At 58.0% G+C, this 24,333-nt stretch carries 19 protein-coding genes; 8 read left to right on the forward strand and 11 right to left on the reverse strand.

The window, feature by feature from the left end; genetic code table 11:
- Positions 1 to 4: 4 nt before the first annotated feature.
- Complete coding sequence (locus GOV91_RS09625) at positions 5 to 1,234, reverse strand: acyl-CoA dehydrogenase family protein (protein ID WP_254440644.1); 1,230 nt, start codon at positions 1,232 to 1,234, stop codon at positions 5 to 7.
- A 131-nt stretch (positions 1,235 to 1,365) separates the two neighbouring features.
- Between GOV91_RS09625 and GOV91_RS09630 the strand changes: the two genes are divergently transcribed.
- On the forward strand, positions 1,366 to 2,301 hold the full coding sequence (locus GOV91_RS09630; RefSeq protein WP_171178023.1) for a glyoxylate/hydroxypyruvate reductase A: 936 nt from the start codon (positions 1,366 to 1,368) through the stop codon (positions 2,299 to 2,301).
- 15 nt (positions 2,302 to 2,316) lie between these two features.
- Here the strand turns inward: GOV91_RS09630 and GOV91_RS09635 are convergent, their stop codons facing one another.
- Positions 2,317 to 2,673, reverse strand: coding sequence for a hypothetical protein (locus GOV91_RS09635; RefSeq protein ID WP_171178025.1), 357 nt, complete (start codon positions 2,671 to 2,673; stop codon positions 2,317 to 2,319).
- A 174-nt stretch (positions 2,674 to 2,847) separates the two neighbouring features.
- Between GOV91_RS09635 and GOV91_RS09640 the strand changes: the two genes are divergently transcribed.
- From GOV91_RS09640 to GOV91_RS09650, 3 genes are all read left to right on the forward strand, one after another.
- On the forward strand, positions 2,848 to 3,675 hold the full coding sequence (locus tag GOV91_RS09640) for a bifunctional allantoicase/(S)-ureidoglycine aminohydrolase (RefSeq protein ID WP_171178027.1): 828 nt from the start codon (positions 2,848 to 2,850) through the stop codon (positions 3,673 to 3,675).
- Positions 3,676 to 3,792: 117 nt separating this feature from the next.
- Positions 3,793 to 4,116 carry a hypothetical protein gene (locus GOV91_RS09645; protein WP_171178029.1) on the forward strand — a complete coding sequence of 108 codons (324 nt, stop codon included), beginning with the start codon at positions 3,793 to 3,795 and terminating at the stop codon, positions 4,114 to 4,116.
- A 54-nt stretch (positions 4,117 to 4,170) separates the two neighbouring features.
- Entirely contained in the window at positions 4,171 to 5,157 is a 987-nt protein-coding gene (locus GOV91_RS09650) for a type I glyceraldehyde-3-phosphate dehydrogenase (protein WP_171235336.1), read from the forward strand.
- Between the two features lie 46 nt (positions 5,158 to 5,203).
- Here GOV91_RS09650 and GOV91_RS09655 read toward each other — a convergent pair whose 3' ends face one another.
- Genes GOV91_RS09655 through puuE form a run of 3 tightly spaced genes read right to left on the reverse strand, consistent with a single transcriptional unit; the run spans position 5,204 to position 8,598 of the window.
- Positions 5,204 to 6,634 carry a uracil-xanthine permease family protein gene (locus GOV91_RS09655; protein ID WP_171178033.1) on the reverse strand — a complete coding sequence of 477 codons (1,431 nt, stop codon included), beginning with the start codon at positions 6,632 to 6,634 and terminating at the stop codon, positions 5,204 to 5,206.
- A 42-nt stretch (positions 6,635 to 6,676) separates the two neighbouring features.
- Complete coding sequence (locus GOV91_RS09660; protein WP_171235337.1) at positions 6,677 to 7,183, reverse strand: ureidoglycolate lyase; 507 nt, start codon at positions 7,181 to 7,183, stop codon at positions 6,677 to 6,679.
- On the reverse strand, positions 7,180 to 8,598 hold the full coding sequence (gene puuE, locus GOV91_RS09665; RefSeq protein WP_171235417.1) for an allantoinase PuuE: 1,419 nt from the start codon (positions 8,596 to 8,598) through the stop codon (positions 7,180 to 7,182). Before puuE ends, GOV91_RS09660 begins: the two co-directional genes overlap by 4 nt.
- Before the next feature lie 164 nt (positions 8,599 to 8,762).
- On the opposite strand from puuE, the gene uraH reads away from it, so the two are divergent.
- Complete coding sequence (gene uraH / locus GOV91_RS09670) at positions 8,763 to 9,119, forward strand: hydroxyisourate hydrolase (RefSeq protein ID WP_171235338.1); 357 nt, start codon at positions 8,763 to 8,765, stop codon at positions 9,117 to 9,119.
- A 15-nt stretch (positions 9,120 to 9,134) separates the two neighbouring features.
- Here uraH and GOV91_RS09675 read toward each other — a convergent pair whose 3' ends face one another.
- On the reverse strand, positions 9,135 to 10,055 hold the full coding sequence (locus GOV91_RS09675) for a LysR family transcriptional regulator (protein WP_171235339.1): 921 nt from the start codon (positions 10,053 to 10,055) through the stop codon (positions 9,135 to 9,137).
- A 96-nt stretch (positions 10,056 to 10,151) separates the two neighbouring features.
- Here GOV91_RS09675 and GOV91_RS09680 point away from each other — a divergent pair, with 96 nt between their 5' ends.
- From GOV91_RS09680 to GOV91_RS09690, 3 genes are all read left to right on the forward strand, one after another.
- On the forward strand, positions 10,152 to 11,375 hold the full coding sequence (locus GOV91_RS09680; RefSeq protein ID WP_171094284.1) for a urate hydroxylase PuuD: 1,224 nt from the start codon (positions 10,152 to 10,154) through the stop codon (positions 11,373 to 11,375).
- Positions 11,376 to 11,516: 141 nt separating this feature from the next.
- Entirely contained in the window at positions 11,517 to 13,322 is a 1,806-nt protein-coding gene (locus GOV91_RS09685) for an autotransporter assembly complex family protein (RefSeq protein WP_171235340.1), read from the forward strand.
- On the forward strand, positions 13,319 to 17,407 hold the full coding sequence (locus GOV91_RS09690; RefSeq protein ID WP_254440639.1) for a translocation/assembly module TamB domain-containing protein: 4,089 nt from the start codon (positions 13,319 to 13,321) through the stop codon (positions 17,405 to 17,407). Before GOV91_RS09685 ends, GOV91_RS09690 begins: the two co-directional genes overlap by 4 nt.
- Positions 17,408 to 17,411: 4 nt before the next feature.
- On the opposite strand, the gene GOV91_RS09695 is transcribed toward GOV91_RS09690, so the two are convergent.
- The 5 genes from GOV91_RS09695 to GOV91_RS09715 form a co-directional block, all read right to left on the reverse strand.
- Positions 17,412 to 17,933, reverse strand: a complete 522-nt coding sequence (locus tag GOV91_RS09695) for a thioesterase family protein (protein WP_171235341.1) — start codon at positions 17,931 to 17,933, stop codon at positions 17,412 to 17,414.
- 13 nt (positions 17,934 to 17,946) lie between these two features.
- On the reverse strand, positions 17,947 to 18,732 hold the full coding sequence (locus GOV91_RS09700) for a cyclase family protein (protein WP_171235342.1): 786 nt from the start codon (positions 18,730 to 18,732) through the stop codon (positions 17,947 to 17,949).
- A gap of 114 nt (positions 18,733 to 18,846) precedes the next feature.
- Positions 18,847 to 21,630, reverse strand: coding sequence for a formate dehydrogenase subunit alpha (gene fdhF / locus GOV91_RS09705; protein ID WP_171235343.1), 2,784 nt, complete (start codon positions 21,628 to 21,630; stop codon positions 18,847 to 18,849).
- 13 nt (positions 21,631 to 21,643) lie between these two features.
- Positions 21,644 to 23,347 (reverse strand): NAD(P)H-dependent oxidoreductase subunit E, encoded by a 1,704-nt coding sequence (locus GOV91_RS09710; protein WP_171235344.1) that lies wholly within the window; start codon positions 23,345 to 23,347, stop codon positions 21,644 to 21,646.
- Positions 23,348 to 23,432: 85 nt separating this feature from the next.
- Positions 23,433 to 24,314 (reverse strand): LysR family transcriptional regulator, encoded by an 882-nt coding sequence (locus GOV91_RS09715; RefSeq protein WP_171235345.1) that lies wholly within the window; start codon positions 24,312 to 24,314, stop codon positions 23,433 to 23,435.
- Between the last annotated feature and the right edge of the window lie 19 nt (positions 24,315 to 24,333).

Below are 24,333 nucleotides of genomic sequence, written 5' to 3' on the forward strand. Positions count from 1 at the left end.
CCCCTCAGATCTTTTCTTGCGTATATTTCTTCAACTCGGCCCGCGCCACCTGACGGCGATGCACCGCATCTGGCCCATCGGCCAATCGCAGGGTCCGCACATGGGTCCAGGCCGTCGCAAGCGGTGTGTCCTGACTGATGCCCTGCGCACCGAACATCTGTACCGCTTCGTCGATCACCTTCAGCGCAACTTTTGGTGCAACGACCTTGATCTGGCTGATCCAAGGTGCGGCTGCCCGCGCGTCGCCCTGATCCATGTACCAAGCGGCTTTCAGGCACAGCAACCGGGCCATCTCGATCTCCATCCGGCATTCGGCAATAATGTCGTAATTGGCCCCGAGCTGCGCAAGTTTCTTGCCAAACGCCTCGCGTTGCAGCGACCGTTTGCACATCTGCTCCAGCGCGCTTTCGGCCTGTCCGATGGCGCGCATACAGTGGTGGATGCGGCCCGGCCCAAGGCGACCTTGCGCAATCTCGAACCCGCGCCCTTCGCCCAGCAGAATGTTTTCGGCCGGAACGCGTACGTTGGTGAAACGGATATGCATGTGGCCGTGTGGTGCATCATCGTGTCCGTAAACCTGCATGGGGCGCAAAACCTCGATCCCTGGAGCGTCTGCAGGCACCACGATCATCGACTGCCGCTTGTACTTGGGCTGTTCGTCGCCGCCGGTTTTGACCATCACGATATAGACCTTACACCGTGGATCGCCTGCGCCTGAGGACCACCATTTTTCACCATTGAGGACATAGTCATCCCCGTCCCGCACACAGGACATCGACACATTGGTCGCGTCAGACGAGGCCACGTCAGGCTCGGTCATTAAATAGGCAGACCGGATCTCACCTTCGAGCAAAGGCTTCAGCCATTGCTCCTTCATCTTCTCAGACCCGTAGCGTTCGAAAACTTCCATATTTCCAGTATCCGGGGCCGAGCAGTTGAACACTTCGGCCCCCAGGGGGGTCTTGCCCATCTCCTCGGCGAAATAGGCGTATTCGACGGTGGTCAGCCCAAATCCCTTGTCACTGTCGGTCAGCCAGAAATTCCACAGCCCCGCCGCCTTGGCCTTGGCCTTTAGCCCTTCAAGAATTTCGGCTTGGCGCTGTGTGTACTGCCAGCGGTCGCCCTTGTTGATTTCGGCGTGATACTCTTCTTCCAACGGCATGACCTCATCCCGAATCATATCGGCAACACGTTGCAGAAGAACGCGATTTTCCTCGCGCAGGGTAAATGACATGTTCACGGGCGCATCCTCCTGGGACATCGAGACAGGGCTATACTTTCGCGGCAAGGATGGCTTAACTGCCCCAAGCCTGTCCACCGCAGTGACGGGACGTCACCACTTCAAAATCAAAGCAGGAGCTGCGCATGGCGTTGTTGATCGAAACCGGGTTGTCCGATTGGATAGGCGACAGTGAAATTGCCGCCAAATTGCAGGCTGCTGCACCCGATGCGGATATCCGCACCCCTGAAACGCTTGGAAACCCCGAAGACATCACGATGTTGGCCTTGGTCAATATGCAAAGCGACCATCCCACACGCTTGCCGAACCTGAGGCTTGTTCAGAAGTTGGGGGCGGGCGTGGAAACCATTGTAAGCCATCCCGACCTTCCAGCCCATGTCCGCATCGCGCGTCTAAAGCCAGATGCACCGGCACAGGGTATCGCCGAGTGGTTTGTGGCTTACATCCTGCGCCGCCAACGGCATATGGCGTTCCATGAGGCCGCCCAAGCCCGGTCGGAATGGTCGCCGCGAGAGCCGATCTTTACACCCGACACAGTCGTAGGTGTTCTGGGTCTGGGCCATATCGGTGCCCGCACCGCCTTGATGCTGCGGGCCATCGGATTTCAGGTCATGGGTTGGAGCCGCACACCAAAATCCATAGAAGGTGTGACCTGTCTGCATGGACAAGACACCCTGCCCGAGCTTTTGGGTCAATGCGATCATGTGTGTGCTATTTTGCCTTCGACACCACAAACCGTTGGTTTGTTCGACGCAAAAACGCTGGAGTCGATGAAACCCAGTAGCCAGTTGCTGAACGCCGGGCGCGGGGATCTGATTGACGAAGCCGCCCTGATCGAAGCGCTGGACAAAGGCACACCGGCTCATGCCGTGCTGGACGTTACATCAGTGGAACCTCTGCCGCAGGGCAGCCCGTTATGGGCCCATCCCGGCGTGACGATCACACCGCATGTCTCGGGGTGGCATCTGGGCGACGCGCTTTCAGACGTCGCCGAGAACTTTCAACGGCTCAACTCTGGCGCGCCCTTGCTGCATGAGGTGGATCGAGCTCAGGGCTATTGAGGCCCGTACCGCAGATCAGGGCGTGAGAATCCAGTTGCCATTGCCGTCATTGCACCGGCGGGTTCTGATCTCGCGGCTCTGATCCCCACCTTCCGGCTGAATTATGTGTTGAAGGCTGACGCAGTTCCCCTGCACATTTTGCACCCGGATCGTGCCTTTTGATCCGGTGTCGTCATTTTTCCAGGCCCGTTCCTGACCCACGGATGGCGTACCACTGGTCAGCAATGTGTTCGCGGTTACGTTGACCACTTCGAAATCCGCAGGCGACAAGCCCATCTCTGCAATGATTCGCGATAGGGGCTTGGCGTCTGCCAAACTGGTCATCAAAAGAACACCACAAGCGACGATTGCGGGCAAAAACTGGGCTTTCATAGCGGCCTCACAGAACTGAAATCATTTGTGTCCAAGGATATACCGCTGCCGCTGCAGGGCCAAGCCCCTGACGTCGACCTTCAAATTATCCCGAACAAACCTATCGCGCCGGTGGACCTATCTGCGCCCGGTCTTTGCGCCCATAGTGCCGTACAAACGACCCAGAGGCTCATTATGACCAACCCAACCTATTTTGCCCCAACCGGGGGCCATCCCGGTCAGGACCAACTGTTGACCGACCGCGCCATGTTCACGGACGCTTATGCGGTCATTCCCAAAGGCACGATGCGCGACATCGTCACCAGCTCCCTGCCTTTCTGGGAAGGCACGCGCCTGTGGGTTCTGTCGCGTCCGCTCAGTGGTTTCGCCGAAACGTTCTCGCAATACATCATGGAGGTACAACCCGGCGGTGGCAGCGACCAGCCTGAAACCGAAGCACAGGCCCAGGCCGTTCTCTTTGTGGTCGAGGGGGCTGTCACCTTAACCCTGAATGCCGAAAAACATGTATTGGAAACAGGGGGGTATGCCTATATTCCACCGGGAAGCGACTGGGCATTGCACAACACGGGTGACGCAGTCGCCCGGTTCCATTGGGTCCGCAAAGCCTATCAGTCGGTGCCCGGGCTGCCTTTGCCCGATCCGATCATAACCAACGAGCGAGACGTGACACCGGTCGAAATGCCGGGAACACAGGGCCGCTGGTCGACCACGCGGTTTGCCGACCCTCAGGACCTGCGCCATGACATGCATGTGAACATCGTCAATTTCGAACCCGGCGGGGTCATCCCGTTTGCCGAGACCCATGTGATGGAGCACGGGCTCTATGTGCTGGAAGGCAAAGCCGTCTATCGCCTCAATCAGGACTGGGTCGAGGTTGAAGCGGGCGATTACATGTGGTTGCGCGCCTTCTGCCCGCAAGCCTGTTATGCAGGTGGTCCGGGGCGATTCCGGTATCTGCTGTATAAGGACGTCAATCGGCACATGCCGTTGTCTTTGCCCTAAGGTAAACAGGTGGCTCGCAAAGGTGTGCCGTGAATTTGTGGCTTCGGGGCTTCACACGCGCGCCGGAATTTGCTGAAATCCAAGCAAATTCTGATTTTAAGCATTGGAGATTGTTCCATGAAACTGCGCCCTGCCCTGCTGGCCATCGCCGCATTCGCCGCATCTGCGACCCTTTTCACCTCGCCCCTTTCCGCCAAGGAAGAGACCAAGTCCGTGTTCGTCATGAGCCGCACCTGGGCGGTGACACAGGTCTCTGACGCGCCGGTTGTGTACCGCGCCACGCGTGACAACAACAACCTCAACCCGTTTGGCCCCCCGCCACGTTTGCGCACGCTTCAGGCCATCGCCGCCATTCAGCAGGCAACCGGGTGCAAACCGATCGTGGCCAGCATGTATCAGAACATCTCGGGCCAGTTCTTTTCCCAGGTCAGCTGCAACTGACAGAACGTCAGTTAGGGCATTGAGGTCGTCCGACCACCCTGCCATAGCTTGCGCATGAAACTCGCGATTAACGGATTCGGCCGTATCGGCCGTACGATCCTGCGGCAGGTTCTGGCCCTGCCGGAGGGGTCAGATATCGAGTTGGTGCTGATCAATGACATCGCACCGCTGGAAACCTGCGCCTACCTGTTCAAATACGACAGCACGTTCGGCCCCTACCCGGGCGATGTGTCCCAAGGGGATGCCGCGCTGATTGTGGATAGGCGGACGATCCCAATGACGCACAGTGCCGATCTGACTCGCGTTGATCTATCGGGCGTGGATGTGATGCTGGATTGTACAGGCATTGCCCGCAGCTCTGACGTTGCGCGCCGTGGTCTGACCGCAGGGGCTGGCAAAGTCCTGATCTCGGGTCCTTCGCCCGCTGCCGATGTCACCATTGTTCTCGGAGCCAACGAGGAGCAATTGGGAAGCGCCCGGATCGTTTCAAACGCGTCCTGCACTACCAATGGGTTGGTGCCGCTGGTCAAGGTCATCGACGATATCGGCGGTGTTGCGGCAGGGCACATGACGACAATCCACTGCTACACCAATAGTCAGCCCATGGTAGACGCCCCGCGCGGCGACCTCGCCCGCTCACGTGCAGGTGCCCTATCGATGGTGCCCACCACATCGAGCGCCATGCACTTGATAGACGTCGTTCTGCCGCATCTGGCCGGGCGCATCTCTGGGGCGGCTGTCCGCGTTCCTACAGCAAGTGTGTCTGCCGTGGACCTAATAGTGACACTGGAACGGGGCCTGAGCGCGGATGCCTTTGAAGAGGCGCTGAAAGAGGCCGTTGCTGCATCCCCGGTCCTTGGCTGGACAGACATGCCGCTGGTCTCGTCCGACCTTCGCGCACGCTCGGAATCTCTAGTCATCGCCGGCACTGAAACCCGAATGGTCGGTGAAAACCAGGTGAGGGTCTTTGGCTGGTACGACAATGAATGGGGTTTCTCGGCGCGCATGCTGGACGTGGCCCGCCTTATGGCTGCCCAATAGCCGGACCGCGCCCCGCAATTGCGTGTGCGATCCGGCGTCGGCTTGGTTATTTGTGCCCCGACAAACTACCGGAACCGTGCCCGGACATCCCACCAGATACTTCTTCTGTGGCCTCGTCCGTAAGCTCTTCCGGCAGAACGAGATTGAGTACGATGGCAATAACCGCCGCAGGCAACAACCCACTTTTCATCAGGATACCCAGCGTGTCCGGCAAGTGCTGAACTGCATCGGGTTCAAGCTGCAACCCGAATCCGATGGAAAGCGAGATTGCAAAAATCACCATATTGCGACGGTTCCAGTCGACGTCAGACAGCATCGAAATACCCGCAGCCACAACCATCCCGAACATGACGATGACGCCTCCACCTAACACCTCAATTGGAATGGTCCGGATGATTGCACCCACTTTGGGAACCAATCCGCACAGGATCAGGAACAAGGCGCCAATGGTCACGACATGGCGGCTCATCACGCCGGTCATCGCGATCAGACCGACATTTTGGCTGAACGACGTGTTGGGCAATCCGCCGAATACACCGGCCAGCGCTGAACCGAAACCATCGGCGTAAGTAGCACCCGAGATTTCTTCATCTGTCGCTTCTCGACCTGCACCACCTTTGGTCACGCCCGAAACATCGCCAACAGTTTCGATGGCAGACACAAAAGCCATGAGGCAGAAACCGATCACAGCTGCAAATGAGAATTCAAACCCGTATTTAAACGGAACAGGCAGAGCAAACGCCGAAGCGCGACCCCAGCTTGCACCAATCGCTTCAAAGGTCACCATTCCGACCATCAATGCGTAAAGGTATCCAACCGCCAGACCAATCAGGACTGCTGAAACTGAAAGCATACCTCTGGCGAAGAATTTCAACGCAAGCGTTACAACAACAACGACCATCGCCGCTGACCAGTTCAGCATTGACCCGTATTCTGGTGTGCCGATCGCCGGAACCCCTCCGGCAGCGTACTGGATGCCAACCTTGACCAACGCCAGACCGATCATTGTGACCACAAGACCGGTCACCAGCGGCGGCAGAGCGAAGCGTATCTTCCCGATGACAGCCCCCAGACAGGCATGGAACACACCGCCGATGATCACGCCCCCGAACAAAGCTGCCAACCCGTCGACCCCTTTGCCCGCCACAAGAGGGATCATGATCGGCAGAAAGGCGAAACTTGTTCCCTGAACAATCGGCAACGCTGCCCCAACCGGACCCACAGTGACCGTCTGCAACAACGTTGCCACGCCGGCAAATAGCATCGACATCTGGATCAAGTACAAAAGCTCTGGGAAATCAGGCGAGTTCGAACCAAACCCAAACCCAGCTGCGCCAGCGACAATGATTGCAGGTGTCACGTTTGAGACGAACATCGCCAGAACGTGCTGAATACCCAGTGGAATCGCCTTGTGCAGCGCGGGTGTGAAATTCGGATCCCGAAGCTGTTCGGGTGTTCCAATTGAAGTTTCGGCCATGGGCACTGTCCTCTCAGTCAGAGTTCACGGGGGTATTGCCGCTTATCCCGCGGCTTCGTTGGGTTTCGGCACCACCTCATAGGGTGTGTCGAACCAGTGTTCTTCCAGATTTGATCCGGTGCCGATCCTGTCCACCACCGCAAACAGACCCGGGCCATGTAGAGGTGTCAGAACGCCATGCCATGTACCGCGGTGGTAATTCACCATCTGGCCCGGCTTGGTTATGAACGCGCGCGGAACGCCCGGTTCCCCGGCATTGTCTGCCGCGACGACCACCAGAAAAGGCTGATGCGTCATGGGAATGAAAGCCTGACTGCCATCCGGATGGCGCTCGACCATCTCAAGCGTGTAGGGCAATGAACGGGGGTTGGCGTTGAACAGGCTCAGCCCAGCCCGGCCATCAGAAAAATCCAACTGCGCGCGGTCGTGAAACCGCCCACATTGCTCTTGGTTGATGATCTTGTCGGGCGGTCCAGACGCCTCGATCAAATCGCCAAAAGGGGCAAATGCGTCTGCCGAGATTATTTCTGTCACGATCTGCCGGGTCATGCGGGCAACACATCCCGAAGACGAAACTCGGCGATCCGTTCAACCTGACGGCAGGCTTCGGCAAATTCCGTTGTGCGATCCTGTTCAATGCGTCGCTGAAAAGCTTCGAGGATCGACGCTTTGTTATGGTCCCGTACCGCAATTATGAAAGGGAACCCGAATGCCTGCGTGTAGCGCTGGTTCAGATCGGTAAACGCCTCACGCTCGGCATCGGTCAGTGCGTCCAAACCCGCTGACGCCTGTTCAGACGTGCTTTCCTGTGTCAGCCGCTTGGCCTGCGCCAGTTTGCCCGCCAGATCCGGATGCGCGGTCAGAACGCCCAAACGCTCGTCTTCTGAAGCCGAACGGAACATGCGCGTCAGCGCGTTGTGCAACCCGCCTGCGGTGTCATGTGCCGGGCCCAGCTCCAGATCAAAGGCGCGTTCAGCAATCCAGGCTGAGTGCTCAAAAATACCGCCAAAGGCACCGACAAACGCTGTGCGGTCCATCTGAGACGGTCGCAAGCGATGCACTGGCGGGTGGGTGGTCGCCCAATGCTGCGCGATTTGCAGACGCGTTGCGAACCAGACATCGGCAAATCCCCGTGCATAGTCCAAGAACCGTTTCAGCGCCATCACCCGGCCCGGGCGGCCAATAAGGCGACAGTGCAAACCGATCGAGAGCATCTTGGGAACGCCGGCTTCGCCTTCTGCATACAGCGCGTCAAAACTGTCTTTCAGGTACGCGAAAAACTGATCACCCGAATTGAAACCCTGCGGGGTGGCAAAACGCATGTCGTTGCAATCCAGTGTGTAAGGCACGATCAACTGATCCCGCCCACCTGTCTGCAACCAATAAGGAAGATCGTCCGCATAGGTGTCGGCGACATAGGCAAACCCGCCCTCTTCCGCGACCAGACGCACCGTGTTTTCAGAACAGCGCCCGGTATACCACCCGCGCGGGCGGTCACCGACAACCTCTGTGTGCAGACGTATGGCCTCGGCTATTTGTGCACGTTCTTCGTCCGGGGTCATATCTTTGTGTTCGACCCACTTGAGACCGTGGCTGGCGATCTCCCAACCAGCGGACTTCATCGCCGCCACCTGATCGGGCGACCGCGCCAGAGATGTGGCCACGCCATAAACCGTGATCGGAATATCCTTCATCAACCGATGCAAACGCCAGAAACCGGCGCGTGTGCCGTATTCATAGATCGACTCCATATTCCAGTGCCGCTGACCCGGCCACTGCGCGGCTCCTACGATCTCGGACAAAAACGCCTCGGACGCGTCATCGCCGTGCAGCACGCAGTTTTCGCCACCCTCTTCATAGTTCAGCACAATCTGAACGGCCAACTTGGCCCCGCCCGGCCACTTCGCCTGCGGAGGGTGTGCTCCGTATCCGATCATGTCCCGGGGGTAACGCGGCGGCTGCATGGTATGGTCCATTTCTATTTCTGTTTCCAACAGACTTACCCCAGAACACAGCCTTTGATTATCAAATCAATCCGAACGCTGTTTCCGGTTCTTTCGGCATTTCAACTGTTTCGAACTTTGCGCCAGACTGTCAAAAATCAAAAGACACATGATAGGAGAGATCGGTGGCAGGCTATTTGACAACCCATGTTCTGGATACCGCACGTGGCTGCCCTGCAGAGGGGCTGAAAATCGCGCTTTACCGCGTGTCCGGGAACTCTCATCGAAAACTGGTTGAGATGGAAACCAACGCGGATGGCCGTACCGATAGCCCAATATTGCCGCAGGACGCATTTAAAACAGGCACTTACGAACTGATTTTCTTTGCAGGCGATTACCTGCGTGCAACAGGTCAGGACGGAGACGATCCCTTGTTTCTGGATCAGGTTCCCATCCGGTTCGGCATGTCCGATGTAGAGGCGCATTACCATGTCCCGCTTCTGCTTTCACCCTACGGCTATTCGACCTATCGCGGGAGCTGATCGAGAGCTGAGGTCTTAAGCTGGGAGCTCGGCACTGCGGACGATTTTTCCGATCCGTTCGATCATGAAATCCATGAACAAACGCGCCTTCGGGTCTTGATGTCGCCGGTGCGTGTAGAGACAGGCCATCTGCACGGGAACCGGTGGTGTTGCGGTTGCAACCGGAACAAGACGCCCGGATTTGAGGTGTTCGGCGACCTCAAAAACGGGTTTCATTGCAATCCCTTGCCCTGACAAAGCCCAATCCGTCAACACGTCACCATCATCGCATTCAAACCGACCCGACACCGCAAAACGTTTCGGTCCCTCGGGGGTTTCCAGCATCCATTGAAACTCAGCCGCTCCCGGAAAGCGCAGGTTCAGGCATTCATGTTTGTCGGCGACCAGATCAGCCCCGGTTGATGGCATTCCGCGCCGCGACACATAGTCGGGGGCGGCACAAAGCACCCGCTGACAATCTGCGATCTTACGGATGCGCAGGGTGCTGTCTTCGGGTTGGCCGATAAAGAACGCCAGATCCAACCCTTCGGTCGTCAGGTCGACAGACCGGTCCGTCAGGCGCAAGCGCACGTCTACTTCTGGGTACGCAGCCAAGAAATCAGGCACATGCGGCGCCAGCAGACGGCGACCCACCCCCAGAGGCGCCGCTGCAAACAATGATCCACGTGGGGCTTCGGTCAGATGGGTCACCTTAGCCTCGGCATCATCCACCGCATCCAGAACCGCAACCGCACCGGGATAAAACGCTTTGCCTTGCTCGGTCGGAGACAGATTGCGGGTCGTACGCTGAAAAAGGCGAACGCCTAAGTGATCCTCAAGCTGAGAAATCCGCGCAGAAGTCACGGCCGGAGAAATCCTCAGGTCTCGCCCCGCGGCGGACATGCTGCCCAGATCATAGACCCTGACAAAGGTACGGATATTGTCGAGATAGGACATCTTTTCGTTTTTTTTGATACAGTTTGACAATATACGGGAATACCGAAGAAAAGCCTGTTTGCCTAGTGTGGTGGCAACCAATCGGAGACCTCTGAAATGTACGACTTTGCCGTGTTCTGGGACTGGATGGCGTTTGCCGTGCGCTGGTTGCACGTGATCACCGCCATGGCCTGGATCGGATCCTCATTTTATTTCATCGCGCTCGACCTGGGTTTGAACCGCAATATTCCGGGTCCAGCGGATGGCGAGGAATGGCAGGTGCATGGCGGCGGCTTCTACCATATCCAAAAGTATCTGGTGGCCCCCGAACGGATGCCCGATCACCTGACCTGGTTCAAATGGGAAAGCTATTCGACCTGGCTCAGCGGTGCCGCGCTGCTGATGATCGTCTATTGGGTCGGGGGAGAGCTGTATTTGATCGATGCGGAAAAGGCCGATCTGGCCCTTTGGCAAGGCATTCTGATCTCGGCCGCCTCGCTGACGGTTGGATGGCTTGTCTATGATTTTCTGTGCAAATCAGGGCTTGGGGAACGCCCCACTTTGCTGATGGTTTTGCTGTTCGTTTTGTTAGTGGCCATGGGTTGGGGGTACAACCAGATCTTCACCGGGCGTGCGATGATGCTTCATCTGGGCGCGTTCACTGCCACGATCATGACGGCAAACGTGTTCTTCATCATCATGCCCAATCAACGCATTGTGGTGGATGATCTGAAAAACGGGCGCACACCGGATCCGAAATACGGCAAGATCGCCAAGCTGCGCTCGACCCACAACAACTACCTGACATTGCCCGTCCTGTTCCTGATGCTGTCGAACCATTACCCGCTGGCTTTCGCGACGGAATACAACTGGATCATCGCTGCGCTGGTTTTCCTGATGGGCGTGACCATCCGGCACTATTTCAACACCCGCCATGCCCGCGCCGGTAATCCCACCTGGACGTGGCTGGCCACCGCACTGCTGTTCATTGCCATCATGTGGCTATCGACAGCCCCAATGTACCAGCCGCTGGAAGAGGCAGAGGCACAGCCGCTAACTCCATATGAACAGAAATTTGCTGATGCAGACGGGTTCGAAGACGCCCATGACATTGTTCTTGGGCGTTGTTCAATGTGTCACGCGCGCGAGCCGGTCTGGGAGGGCATTCTTTGGGCCCCGAAAGGTGTGCTGTTGGAAACCGAGGCTGATATCGCCCGAAACGCGCAGCAAATCTATCTGCAGGCTGGTGTGACGCATGCGATGCCTCCGGCAAACGTAACCTATATGGAACCTGAAGACCGCCAAGCCATCATCAGATGGGTGCGCAACGCCGGACTGTAGCACAAACGCAATTTACCCTAAATTTTCGCGTCAGGCGCATAATCTCTTTCCCAGATCGCATTCAGATGCTCTAACCTGAATGCAAAGGACCGTGGCAAACGCGGTGTATGATATTTGGAACTGGGACATTTGGGGCAACACATGCAAGGGAGCAAGCCGCAAGGCCGTCTGAGGCGCTGGCTGAGTGTCGCTGTTGTGGCGTTGGCCCCAAACATGTCACTGGCATTGGAAACCTCCCTGACAGCACCGGGTGCGTCCAAAGAGTTGGTGGAGCGCCTGAAAGAGACGTCATCCGTCACCACCGCCGAAGAGCGCGGCCTGGATACCCCGCTTGAAATCCTGTCCGCCGCACTGTCGGATTACCGCACGATTGTGCAGATCCTGTATGACGAGGGGTATTTCAGCCCGGTTGTCAGCATCAAACTGGACGGCCAGGAAGCCGCGGAAATGAGTTCGCTGACCGTTCCGGCAAAGATCGACCGGGCAGCGATTAATGTTGAAACCGGGCCCAGCTTTAAATTCGGCACTGCCACTGTACAGCCGTTGGCGCCTGACACCGTTCTGCCGGAAGAGTTCGCAACCGGCAAACTGGCAACAACCGGTGCTATTCAAAAGGCCACGTCAGCTGGTGTGCAGGGGTGGCGGGATGCAGGCCATGCCAAGGCTGCGGTAGAGGGGCAAACCGTCATCGCGCGTCATTCACAGGCGCAGCTGGACGCTCAAGTCACGCTGGAACCTGGGCGCAGGCTGACATTTGGCAAGATGTTCATCAAGGGCGACACAGATGTGCGCCACAGATCCATCGAAAAGATCGCTGGTTTCCCAAGTGGCGAGGTTTATTCGCCTGAAAAGATCCAAAAGGTCGGAACGCGTCTGCGCCGCACCGGCACGTTCAACGTCGTCTCGCTGCAAGAGCGCGAGACACCAAACTCGGATGGAACGCTGGACTTCGACGCCACGTTCGAGGACCTGCCCAAGCGACGGTTGACCTTCGGGGTCGAACTGGCCTCGCGCGATGGCGTTGACGTCACCGCGACCTGGACCCATCGCAACATGTTCAAACGTGCCGAGCGTTTGCGCTTTGAAGCGGCGATACGCAATATCGGCGGGGCCGAGGATATCGATGGCCGGATCGGGTTGCGCCTGGATCAACCGGATCGCCTCGGGCCGGACGACAACACGTTCTGGAGCGCATTGCTGGAACGGCGCAACACGGAAAACTACAACGTATCGGTTGCGTCCTTGGCCTATGGTGCACGCCGCACCTTTTCCGACAATTTGTATGCCGAGGCGTCCGCCGGATTTCAACTTTCAAACGCCGATGACGCCTATGGCAGCGGTCGCAAGTTCAGGTATTTCATCCTGCCCTTCCGATCTGAATGGGACCAACGCGACAGCAAAGTAAGCGCCACGCGGGGGTTTTATCTGGATTCGCAAGTCATGCCCTTTGTCGGAATTTCCGGAACGGACACCGGTATCCGCCTGTTCTTTGATGGCCGGGCTTATACAAGCCTAGGGACCAGCGGTCGGATCGTTCTGGCCGGGCGGGCACAATTGGGCTCAGTCATCGGCCCGCCTGCAGATGGCGTAACGCCCGATTTTCTGTTCTTCTCGGGCGGCGCGGGCACTGTTCGCGGGCAACCCTTCGAAAGCCTTGGCATTCCAGTCGGAACCGGCATCGCAGGCGGCAAGTCGTTTATCGGTTTGTCTGGCGAAATCCGCGGCAAGATCACTGATAGCCTGTCACTGGTCGGGTTTTATGACTACGGTGTTGTCGATACGTCCTCGTTCATTGGCAGCGGTGCAGAAGATCACGCCGGCGCCGGTATCGGCGTAAGATATGATCTGGGCGGATTTGGACCTTTACGACTTGATCTCGCCTATCCGGTGAGTGGCCCCACCGGGGACGGCCTGCAGTTTTACATCGGGATCGGACAGGCATTTTGAAACGGCACCTTTCATACACTCTGCTGATCGGAACGCTGACGTTTGCACCTGTCGCCGGACTGGCGCAGGAGGATGAAGGCGGCAGCATGATCGAAAGGTTCCTGCAGGACACGCTGTCAGGAGACGATCAAAACGTGACGGTCTCGGGTCTGCAAGGCGCTCTGAGTTCGCGGGCTACAATCGACGAGATCACAGTTGCCGATGACGAGGGGGTCTGGCTGACCATCAAAGATGCCGTGCTGGACTGGAACCGACTGGCATTGATCCGTGGCCGGTTTTCCGTCAACGCCTTGACTGCACAGGAAATTGACATCGCCCGCACCCCGGGCACAACCACCAAAGATACGCCGCCCCCAGCAGCCGAAACGCAAGCCTTTCAACTGCCCGAACTTCCCGTCGCCATTGAAATCGGTGAAATCAGCATCAGCGAACTGTCTCTGGGCGAGCCGCTGATCGGCGTTGCGGCAGAGTTGGCAGTGAATGGTAACCTGTCGTTGGCGGATGGCACGCTGGACACCAATCTTGATATCACGCGCCTGGACCGCGCCGGGGACGAAATCAAGCTAAGCGCTGGATTTCAGAACGCCGACAGCCAGATCGACCTTGACCTACAAGTGACCGAGGCGGCGGGCGGCCTGATTTCGACGGCTCTCAATATCCCAGACAGCCCACCCATTGGGTTGACCGCAAAAGGGTCTGGGCCAGTAAGCGACTTCACCGCCGATATTGGTCTCAGCAGCGATGGCCAGCCGCGTGTGACCGGGCAGGTCCGACTCCGTTCAGCCCCGAACGCTGCGGCAAGCGCAGATGAAGGCATTGCCTTTACCGCCGATCTGGGCGGTGATCTAACACCCTTTGTCGCCGACAACATGGATACGTTTTTCGGCACCAAAACACAGTTGTTCGTGGACGGTCGAACCGAGCCGGATGGCGCGCTGAACATCAGTGACCTTGAGCTGACATCGCAAGCGCTGAACCTCGAAGGTGAACTGCAACTCGCTGCTGGTGGCCAACTGCAATTGGCCGCTTTGCAGGGGCGGATCACGCCGCCGGAAGGGCAAAGCGTGGTTTTGCCGGTTTCGGGCGGCGAAACATCTATTGAGGCGGCACAGATTTCAGCGCTGTTTGACGAGAAAAACGGCAATCTTTGGGACCTGAGCCTTACGGCCAACGGAATAAAGACGCCACAGATCGATTTGCAACGCGCGCAAATCTCGGCACAGGGGACGCTGGAACAAGGGACGGCCCCGCAACTGGATGGCGATCTTCAGGCTGTTCTGGACGGGATCGACCTGGCTGACGATGCGCTGAACGCAGCCGTCGGCGAACGCATCACGCTGGATGGTGTGTTCGCCTATGGCAGTGATCAAACGGTCAATCTGTCTGGCGTGGAGCTGGTTGGTTCTGATTATGAACTGGGGCTGTACGCGGTGATCAGCGGCCTGTCCACCGGTTTGGCCGTAGATGGCACAGCCACGTTGCAGGCGACGGACTTGTCACGGTTTTCGGATCTCGCGCAGATGGAGCTTGGCGGTCGAGCCTCTGCCCGGCTTGTCGGGAAAGGCTCTCCTCTGGAGGGCAGCTTTGATGGCAAGCTCGAGGTAGAGGGTAATGACCTGTCCACAGGGCGTGATGACATCGATCCCGTCATTCGCGGCGACACCAAAATCACTGTCGACGCTAAGCGTAGTGCAGATGGGATTACGATCCGGGACTTCATCCTGATCGGCGACACCCTGCGCGCGCAAGCTGATGGCGCAGTGACGACCCCCGGCGGCAATCTGACCATCGACGGGCAGGCCACGGTTAATGCCCAGGATCTTTCCATCTTCTCCGACCTTGCAAATCGCGAGCTTGGCGGTGCCATACAAGCACAGCTGAGCGGTAAAGGCGCAGTTCAGACGCTGGAATTCGACGGCACCGCCAGCGTAACAAGCCGAGACATCAAAACTGGTATGTCCGAGATCGACCCCCTACTTGTTGGTCGGACCGAGATTACCTTTGATGGCGCGCTAAGCCAGGATCAAATCGTGATCCGGGACGCCAAGGTGAACGGAACCGCCCTAACGGCCCAAGCGGCAGCTACGATCGACGATCCGACAAACGCGCTGGCTGTGGATGGACAAGCCAGCCTGAATGTCCCGAACCTGTCTTTGTTCTCGGGCCTTGCCAAACGCGATCTGGCCGGATCGATCAAAACCGACCTTTCGGGCAAAGGTGCTGTAGGCAGCAAGAGCTTTGACGTGAAAGGCAATCTTGATGCGAATGATATCAAAACCGGAATCGACACTGTTGACAAACTGATCCAAGGGCGCACGACCTTGACCGTGGATGCGCAGAATGGCGATGAAGGGCTTGATATCCGCAGCTTCCGATTGAAGGGAACCGCCCTGTCGGCTGAGGCATCCGGCAAACTGGACCGCGAAGCCGGAGGGTTAAGCTTTACAGCCGCCCTGGACGATCTGGGCCGACTGTCTGAAACCGTTACAGGCCCATTGAAACTGGATGGAAACGTTGCGCCCACAAGCACTGGTTTCGAAGGCACTGCCAATTTGCAGGGGCCTGACAGCTCTTATGCCAAAGTCGCGGGTTCAGTTGACACGAATGGCGCAGCGGACCTGGATTTCGACGCAAAGTTCAACCGTATCGAAAGGTTTGTGCCTGAATTCCCGGGCACCATCGCAGCTTCGGGCAACGCAAAGCGGGAAAATGGGCTTTGGACCATCGACGCCAAAGCCGAAGGGCCGGCTGACATCACCAGTACCGTAGCCGGAACCTTTGATGAAACCAGCACCCAGGCGGATCTGACCGCGCAGGGCGGGGTCAATCTTGGGATTGCAAATATCTTTATAACGCCCAACAAGATCGAAGGGTCGGCACGTTTCGACCTGGCCTTGAATGGCGCACCGTCTTTGGCTTCTCTCAGCGGGTCGATCACCACATCTGGCACATCACTTGCCATTCCCGGTGCTGGCCAGACAATCACCGGTATCAGCGGTCAGATCGATCTTGCGCAAAGCCGTGCAACCATCAACCTCAGCGGTGGTGTGCGGGCTGGTGGTGGTTTTACCGTCAGCGGCCCTGTTGACCTCGCGCCACCGTTTAACGCTCAGATCACCACCGCGTTGAACAGTCTCGTGCTAACGGATCAGTTGCTTTACGAAACCACCTTGAACGGCCAGATCGCAATGACCGGGGCCTTGGCCGGAAACAGTTCACTGGCCGGGCAAATCACGTTCGACGAAACAAACATCAATCTTGCAGCCGCCTCAGGCGCGGTCGGCGCAGCCCCAATCCCCGAGATAAAGCATATCAACGAAAGCCGCTCTGCTTTTGTTACGCGTGAACGCGCGGGGCTGGTTGTCACAGAAGAAGCTAGCCAAAGCAATTCCAGAATTGCGCTGGACATCAGCCTGCTGGCCCCCAAAGCCGTGTTTGTTCGTGGGCGGGGCGTGAACGCAGAGCTGGGCGGACGCATTTTCATCGGTGGCACCACCGCTGCTGTCGTTCCATCGGGTCAGATCGAATTGATCCGAGGCAATTTCGACATTCTGGGCCGTAGGCTGGCCCTGACCAAAGGCATCGTCACGCTGCAGGGCGACTTGACGCCTTACATCGAGTTCGAATCCTCGGCCAGCACCTCTGATGGCACCGCAACAATTGAGATTGCGGGACCGTTGGATTCACCTGAAGTGGATGTGTTCTCTGATCCCGAACGCCCGGCTGAAGAGGCGTTGGCAATGCTGCTGTTTGGAAATCGGTTCTCAGAAATATCGCCATTCCTGATCGCACAGATGGCAGCGTCGCTGGCACAACTCAGCGGCGCGGGTGGCGACGCAACCAAGGGTCTGCGTGAATCCACCGGCGTGGATACAATTGATGTCGGCGCATCGGAAAGTGGTGCTGGCCGGTTGGGGGCTGGCGCCTATCTGGGTGAGAACCTGTATACCGACTTTACCGTCAACACCGAAGGTGACACCGAAGTGAACCTGAACTTGGATGTGACTGACAACTTTACCGTCAAAGGCACAGTTGATGGCCGCGGCGAAACCGGCATCGGGGTGTTTTTCGAACGCGATTACTAAGGCGTCATTTTCGGCGAATACCAATCGGCTGCCCAATCTGGGGCGCGGGTGGCAAAGACGCGTGATCCGACACCATCCGTGCCAACCGAGTGACCGCCCAATCCGGATAGGGTTCAGAGCGACCCGTTCTGTGGCTGACATTCATGAACAGCACTTCTTGCGTGGCACATACAGTCTGGTCGGGGGCCGAGATCATCTGACCGAAATAGTGCCCACGTTTGTGATCTGCATCCAACAATCGAAACTGGAAATAGATCGTCATGTCGTCGGTCACCTCACGCAGGAACTGCATGTGGGATTGCAGGACGTACGGCCCCTGCCCCAACGCCTGGACCTGGGGCTCGCCAAGACCCAATTGATCGACAAGCAGCCGTTCGAAGGCCATGTCGAACGCGACGCCATAGTAGCCGACATTCATATGCCCGTTGTAATCGATCCAGTCTGGTTGCAGCGCAAACTCGTGAATTTCAACAGGCGCATCGTACGGGCCATCATGACCACCTAACGGCTGTGTATCTTGTGACATGGCTGAACAGTCCTCACTCGTCCGGATCTTCAAAGATCGCAACGGCGCGGATGAACCCTGCCGAGGCACCTTTGATCTTGAAAGGGAAACAGGAAATTTCAAACCCTGTCGGCGGAAGCGTTTCCAAATTGGTCAGCTTTTCCATGTGGCAATACCCAATCTCCATCGAGGCGCGGTGCCCTTCCCAGATGATCGAGGGGTCTTTGGTATCTGCATATTCCTGCGCGGTCAGCGGGAAGGGTGCGTCCCAACTCCAGGCATCTGTTCCGGTCACCCGCACCCCGCGTTCTGTCAGGTACAAGGTCGCCTCACGTCCCATACCGCAGCCTTTCATCAGATAGTCAGGTTGGCCATACTGTGTCCCTGCAGACGTATTGACCACCACGATATCCAACGAGTTCAGCGTATGACCGATCCGCTTCAGTTCGGCCTCGACATCCGCTGCGGTAACCACATAGCCATCCTCGAAATGACGGAAATCCAGTTTGACACCGGGGTTCATGCACCATTCCAGCGGCACCTCATCAATGGTGATCGCCCTCTCGCCTTTGTTCATTGTGGAATGGTGGTGGTAGGGCGCGTCCAGATGGGTGCCGTTGTGCGTCGCGATTTGCAAACGTTCCAGCGCCCAACCCTCGCCACCTGGCAGGTCTTCTTTCGCAAGGCCGGGGAAAAAGGCCATGACCTGCTCGGCGGTCTGGTCATGGGTCAGGTATTCGATCTCGGGCAGCATGATCGGCGGGTCCGATACAATGCCGGTTTCCAGCGGAACGGACAAATCGACGAAACGGCGAGGCATATGCAACTCCATCAGAAGAACAGCCACAGGGTTGGCCGCGCGTAAGCTGCTGTCAAGACGCGAAAAAGGCGGCCCGCTAAGACCGCCTTTTCGAAAGATTGATTGGCGCAGAGGTTATTCCGCTGCGATGGCGTCTTCGATCTTTTCGACCTTGATCGCCGAGAACTTGAACTCGGGGATCTTGCCATAGGGGTCGATGGCCGAATTGGTCAGCATGTTCGCAGCCGCCTCGACATAGGCAAACGGGATGAACACCATATCCTCGGCGATCGCCCGGTCGGCACGCACCATGATCTCGATGGAACCGCGACGGGTCGTCAGACGGATCATTTCACCCGGTTCGATTTCCATCAGCTTGAGCGTACGCGGGTTCATCGAGCAGTTCGCCTCGGGTTCGACCGCATCCAGAACAGTGGCGCGGCGGGTCATAGAACCCGTATGCCAATGCTCCAACTGGCGACCCGTTGTGGCTATCATCGGATACTCTTCATCCGGAGCTTCATCCGGTGGGATGATACTGGCCGGGGTGAACCTGGCCTTGCCATCAGCCCGTGGGAAACCGTCGCCAAACACGATGGACTGGCCCGGATCGGTTTCGCTGAGCGACGGGTAGGTGATCGTCTCGGTTTCCAGACGCTCCCACGTGATGTTGTCCAGTGACTGCATGGTCAGCTTCATTTCGTTGAAGACCTGAGACACATCTGTGTAATCCCAGTTCAGACCGATACGCTGCGCCAACTCGACAGTGATCGCCCAATCCTCGCGCGCCTCACCCGGAGGTGCCACGGCCGGGCGTACACGCTGTACCTGGCGGTTGGTGTTCGACACCGTCCCGTTCTTTTCATAGAGCGCCGAGGCCGGCAGGATGATGTCGGCATAGTTCGCCGTCTCGGTCAGGAAGATGTCCTGCACGATCATCAGATCCAGCTTGGCCAACGCATCACGGGCGTGGTTTACATCCGGGTCGGACATGGCCGGGTTTTCGCCCAGAATATACATACCCTTGATGTTGCGCGCATAGATCTGATCGATGATCTCGGTAACTGTCAGGCCCTTCTCATTCGAGAAATCATCCGAGCCCCAGACCTCGGTGAACTGAGCCCGGATATTGTCATCCGTGACCGTCTTGTAATCCGGCAGGAACATCGGGATCAGGCCCGCATCAGATGCGCCTTGAACGTTGTTCTGACCACGCAGCGGGTGCAGACCTGCGCCGGGCTTACCGACGTTGCCGGTCATCAGAGCAAGGCTGATCAGGCAGCGCGAGTTGTCGGTGCCGTGGATATGCTGGCTGACGCCCATGCCCCAAAAGATCAGACCGGCCTTGGCCTGCGCAAAGGTGCGCGCGACGCGGCGTAGCTGATCGGGCTCGATGCCACAGATCGGAGCCATTGCCTCTGGCGTGAACTGGCGCAGATGTTCTTTCTCGGCCTCCCAGTTCTCGGTCCAGCGGTGGATGTACTGGCTGTCGTAGAGTTCCTCTTCGACAATCACGTTCATGATCGCGTTGAGCATCGAAACATCAGCACCCGGGCGGAATTGCAGCATTTCGTCAGCGAATTTGCGCATGCCGACACCGCGCGGATCCATCACAATCAGCTTGCCACCGCGTTTGGTGAATTGCTTGAAATAGGTCGCTGCAACGGGATGGTTTTCAATCGGGTTCGCCCCGATGATGATCGCCACATCCGCGTTTTCGATCTCGTTGAAGGTTGCGGTTACAGCACCCGAGCCAACGTTCTCGATCAGAGCCGCAACAGACGATGCGTGGCACAAACGGGTGCAGTGGTCGACATTGTTGTGCTTGAATCCCTGACGGATGAACTTCTGGAACAGATAGGCTTCTTCGTTGGTACACTTGGCCGAGCCAAAGCCCGCAACGCTGCGCGGATCTTCGTCGCGCAAGGCTTTTAGCTTGGTGGCGGCCAAATCCATCGCCTCTTCCCAGGTCGCTTCGCGGAAATGGGTCGACAGGTCCGATGGATCGACGTTCAGGCCCTTTTCAGGGGCGTCTTCGCGCCGGATCAGCGGCTTGGTCAGGCGGTGCGGGTGGTGGATGTAGTCAAAGCCAAAGCGGCCTTTGACACACAAACGGCCTTCGTTAGCGGGGCCGTTGATGCCCTCAACATATTTGACCTTACCGTCTTTAACTTTCAGCGAGACCTTGCAGCCCACACCGCAGAACGGGCAGACGCTTTCGGTTTCGCTGTCGTAGTCTTTGCTATCGCCAAGTTGCTGATCATCCAGCACCGTGGCGGGCATCAGCGCGCCGGTCGGGCAGGCTTGAACACATTCGCCACAGGCCACGCAAGTTGATGCGCCCATTGGGTCATTCTGGTCAAACACCACCTGCGCGGTGTGGCCGCGACCGGCCATGCCGATCACGTCATTCACCTGCACGTCGCGGCAAGCGCGAACGCAGAGGTTGCAGTTGATGCAGGCGTCCAGATTAACGCGCATCGCAACGTGGCTGTCATCCAGCAGCGGGATTTTCTCGGCCTCTTTCGCCGGGAAACGGCTGTCGCTGACATCGTTCAGCTTGGCCATATCCCAGAAATGGCTGGACGCATCGTGCGGCTGCTCGGGCTGATCGGCCACCAACAGTTCCATGACCATAGCGCGGGACTTCTCGGCGCGGTCAGTGTCGGTTTTGACAACCATCCCCTCGGCCGCCGGTCGGATGCACGAAGCGACCAGAGTGCGCTCGCCTTCCACTTCGACCATACAGGCGCGGCAGTTGCCGTCTGGTTTGTAGCCGGGTGCCGGTTTGTGGCACAGGTGCGGGATCACCAGTCCACGGCCATTGGCCGCTTCCCAGATCGTGGTGCCCTCGGGCACAGTGACGTCATCGCCGTTCAGGTTGAAGGTGACGGTCTTGGTTGGGCTTGCGTCAAGCATGGCTCTGTCTCCCTCAGATTTCGTCAGCGAAATGTTTCATGACCAGGCGGATCGGATTCGGAGCCGCCTGCCCCAGACCGCAGATCGAGGCATCTCCCATTACCTGGCACAGATCTTCCAACAGTTCGGTGTCCCATTTGTCGGCCTGCATCAGCTTCACCGCCTTTTCGCAACCTGCACGGCAGGGCGTGCACTGACCGCAGCTTTCATCTTCGAAGAACCGCAGCATGTTCAGCGCAGCGTCGCGGGCGGTGTCCTGATCTGACAGAACCACAACCGCAGCGGAGCCGATGAAGGTGCCCAGCGGTTGCAGAGTATCAAAGTCGAGCGGGACGTCATCGATGCTGGAGGGGAGAAGACCTGACGACGGCCCGCCCGGTTGATACGCCTTGAACACATGGCCTTCGGCCATGCCGCCGGCGGCATCAATCACATCCAGAATGGTCGAACCTGCCGGCAGCAGGTACACACCGGGCTTTGCAACCCGGCCCGAGACCGAATAGCTGCGCAGGCCCTTGCGGCCATTCTTTTCAACAGAATTCAGGATCTGCGGCCCTTCGCGGCAGATCTTCGAGACCCAATACAGCGTCTCGACATTGTGCACCAAGGTCGGACGGTTAAAGACCCCAACCTGCGCCACGAACGGAGGACGGTGACGCGGCAGGCCCTTCTTGCCTTCAATCGACTCGATCATCGCGGATTCTTCACCGCAGATATAGGCACCAGCACCCCGGCGCAGGTCGATGTAACCCTTGGCGACGATCCCGGCCTCTTCCAGCGCGGCGATCTCACGGCGTAGGATTTCCAGCACCGCAGGGTATTCGTCGCGCATATAGATAAAGCAGGTCTCGGCCTCGACCGCCCAGGCGGCGATCAACATGCCCTCAAGGAAGACATGCGGCGTGCGTTCCAGATAGTAACGGTCCTTGAACGTGCCGGGTTCGCCTTCATCCCCGTTTACGGCCAGATAGCGCGGACCTTCGTTCATACGAACAAAGCCCCATTTCTTGCCAGACGGGAAACCGGCGCCACCCAGACCACGCAGGCCCGAGGACAGCACGTCCTCTTGCACCTTTTCCCAATCACCGCCGTCGCGCAGCTCTTTCAGCTTGGCGTAACCGCCATTGGCTTGATAGGCGGCGAAGGCTTCATAGTCGGGCAGATGGGCATGGGTGTCGCCCGCAGCAATCGCAGCCTGTACCTTTTCGGGTGTCGCATGATCGATATGGTTGTGACCGATCTCCAACACCGGAGCGGTATCACAACGGCCCATGCACGGCGCACGAACAACGCGGACCTCAGCCGGATCCAAGCCATCTTCCAGAGCTTTCTGCAACTGCTGGGCACCAGCCATTTCACAAGACAGGGAATCACAGACCCGGATCGTCAGCGCGGGCGGAGGCGCCTCGTCTTCTTTGACCACATCGAAATGGGCATAGAAGGTGGCGGTCTCGTAGATTTCCGCCTGACCGATGCGCATCTCAACCGCCAAAGCTGCAATGTGGTCGGCACTGATATGACCGTGCGCGTCCTGGATCAAATGCAGGAATTCAATCAGCAAATCGCGGCGGCGCGGGCGATCGCCCAGCAGGCGGTGAATCTCAGCCTGCGCCTCATCCGTGAACTGACGGCCCTTGGGCGTATGCCGCCCCTTGCCTTTACCTGACTTCCAGACGCCCTTGGGTGCGCCTGATGGCTTGGTGTCTAATGGTGCCATGATGCCCTCCGATTGAGGCCCCGTGTCTCATCAGATCAGCATATCGTCAAATCGCATTTGGCAATCGCACGATAACGACAGTTTATCACCGTAAAGACGCCACCACGCTGCGCAACGCGCCGACCGTTGGCAGTTCTGGGTCGCGACTGAGGGTGGCCAGGCAAATGGGTTTGCTGACAATGGGATCGACCAGCGGCAACACACGGGTCCCCTTCAAATCGCCCAGCGCGCGCACAAGGACCCGAGGCACGACAGTGGCCGCCAGCCCCTCTCTCGCCATGACCATTGAAGCGGTGAAGCCGCTGGTTTCGGCCACGACGTCAGGATGCAGGCCCTGCTCCGCAAAAATCCGGTCCAGGATACGGCGATTCTGCATCTGCGGCTCAAGCAGGCTCAACGGGAAATCGGCGACTTGAGCCCAGGGAATCGGGCCAGTTTCCTCGGTCATGTTGGATGGTACCAACAGGACATAGGTTTCCTCGTACAAGGGCTGCACCTGCCGCAGGTCCGTGCCGATACTGTCGCCATAAGTTATCCCTGCATCCAGGCTGCCTTCGTCCAGTCGGTGCTGAATCGCGGTGGCGGACATGGTTTCAATCCGGGTCACGATCCGGGGATGGGCCATACGCAGACGTTTAATCAGGCGGCCGGTGAACGCGATCGCTGTGGGGATCACGCCCAAAATCAACGTCCCTGTGATCTCACCCTTGGCTGCTAGCACCTGCTGCTCCAGCGCCTTGGTGTCATCGAGGATACGTCGCGCCCGTTGGACAATCATCTCGCCCTCTTCCGTGAGACCGTGAAACCGGTTTGCGCGGCGGACTATGGATAGGCCAAGCCGATCCTCGAGATTGCGGATACGCATCGAGAACGCGGGCTGCGAAATCCCGCATTCCTCGGCCGCTTTGGCAAAATGGCGATGACGCGCCAAAGCGCTGAGCAATTGCAGGTCGCGGATTTCGATCATTTCTAGTCGGTCCAACTTG

Origin of the sequence: Ruegeria sp. HKCCA6837 (genome assembly GCF_013034475.1) — a bacterium.
Lineage (GTDB): Bacteria > Pseudomonadota > Alphaproteobacteria > Rhodobacterales > Rhodobacteraceae > Ruegeria.

Excerpts from the sequence above, each read along its gene's own strand:
- GOV91_RS09685 (WP_171235340.1), top strand. The coding sequence starts at position 11,517 with ATGCAAGGGAGCAAGCCGCAAGGCCGTCTGAGGCGCTGGCTGAGTGTC.
- GOV91_RS09655 (WP_171178033.1), bottom strand. The coding sequence starts at position 6,634 with ATGGCCGAAACTTCAATTGGAACACCCGAACAGCTTCGGGATCCGAAT.
- GOV91_RS09650 (WP_171235336.1), top strand. The coding sequence starts at position 4,171 with ATGAAACTCGCGATTAACGGATTCGGCCGTATCGGCCGTACGATCCTG.
- GOV91_RS09640 (WP_171178027.1), top strand. The coding sequence starts at position 2,848 with ATGACCAACCCAACCTATTTTGCCCCAACCGGGGGCCATCCCGGTCAG.
- GOV91_RS09630 (WP_171178023.1), top strand. The coding sequence starts at position 1,366 with ATGGCGTTGTTGATCGAAACCGGGTTGTCCGATTGGATAGGCGACAGT.
- GOV91_RS09645 (WP_171178029.1), top strand. The coding sequence starts at position 3,793 with ATGAAACTGCGCCCTGCCCTGCTGGCCATCGCCGCATTCGCCGCATCT.
- GOV91_RS09700 (WP_171235342.1), bottom strand. The coding sequence starts at position 18,732 with ATGCCTCGCCGTTTCGTCGATTTGTCCGTTCCGCTGGAAACCGGCATT.
- GOV91_RS09675 (WP_171235339.1), bottom strand. The coding sequence starts at position 10,055 with ATGTCCTATCTCGACAATATCCGTACCTTTGTCAGGGTCTATGATCTG.
- GOV91_RS09625 (WP_254440644.1), bottom strand. The coding sequence starts at position 1,234 with ATGTCATTTACCCTGCGCGAGGAAAATCGCGTTCTTCTGCAACGTGTT.
- GOV91_RS09695 (WP_171235341.1), bottom strand. The coding sequence starts at position 17,933 with ATGTCACAAGATACACAGCCGTTAGGTGGTCATGATGGCCCGTACGAT.
- puuE (WP_171235417.1), bottom strand. The coding sequence starts at position 8,598 with ATGCAGCCGCCGCGTTACCCCCGGGACATGATCGGATACGGAGCACAC.
- GOV91_RS09635 (WP_171178025.1), bottom strand. The coding sequence starts at position 2,673 with ATGAAAGCCCAGTTTTTGCCCGCAATCGTCGCTTGTGGTGTTCTTTTG.
- fdhF (WP_171235343.1), bottom strand. The coding sequence starts at position 21,630 with ATGCTTGACGCAAGCCCAACCAAGACCGTCACCTTCAACCTGAACGGC.
- GOV91_RS09710 (WP_171235344.1), bottom strand. The coding sequence starts at position 23,347 with ATGGCACCATTAGACACCAAGCCATCAGGCGCACCCAAGGGCGTCTGG.
- GOV91_RS09715 (WP_171235345.1), bottom strand. The coding sequence starts at position 24,314 with ATGATCGAAATCCGCGACCTGCAATTGCTCAGCGCTTTGGCGCGTCAT.
- GOV91_RS09660 (WP_171235337.1), bottom strand. The coding sequence starts at position 7,183 with ATGACCCGGCAGATCGTGACAGAAATAATCTCGGCAGACGCATTTGCC.
- GOV91_RS09680 (WP_171094284.1), top strand. The coding sequence starts at position 10,152 with ATGTACGACTTTGCCGTGTTCTGGGACTGGATGGCGTTTGCCGTGCGC.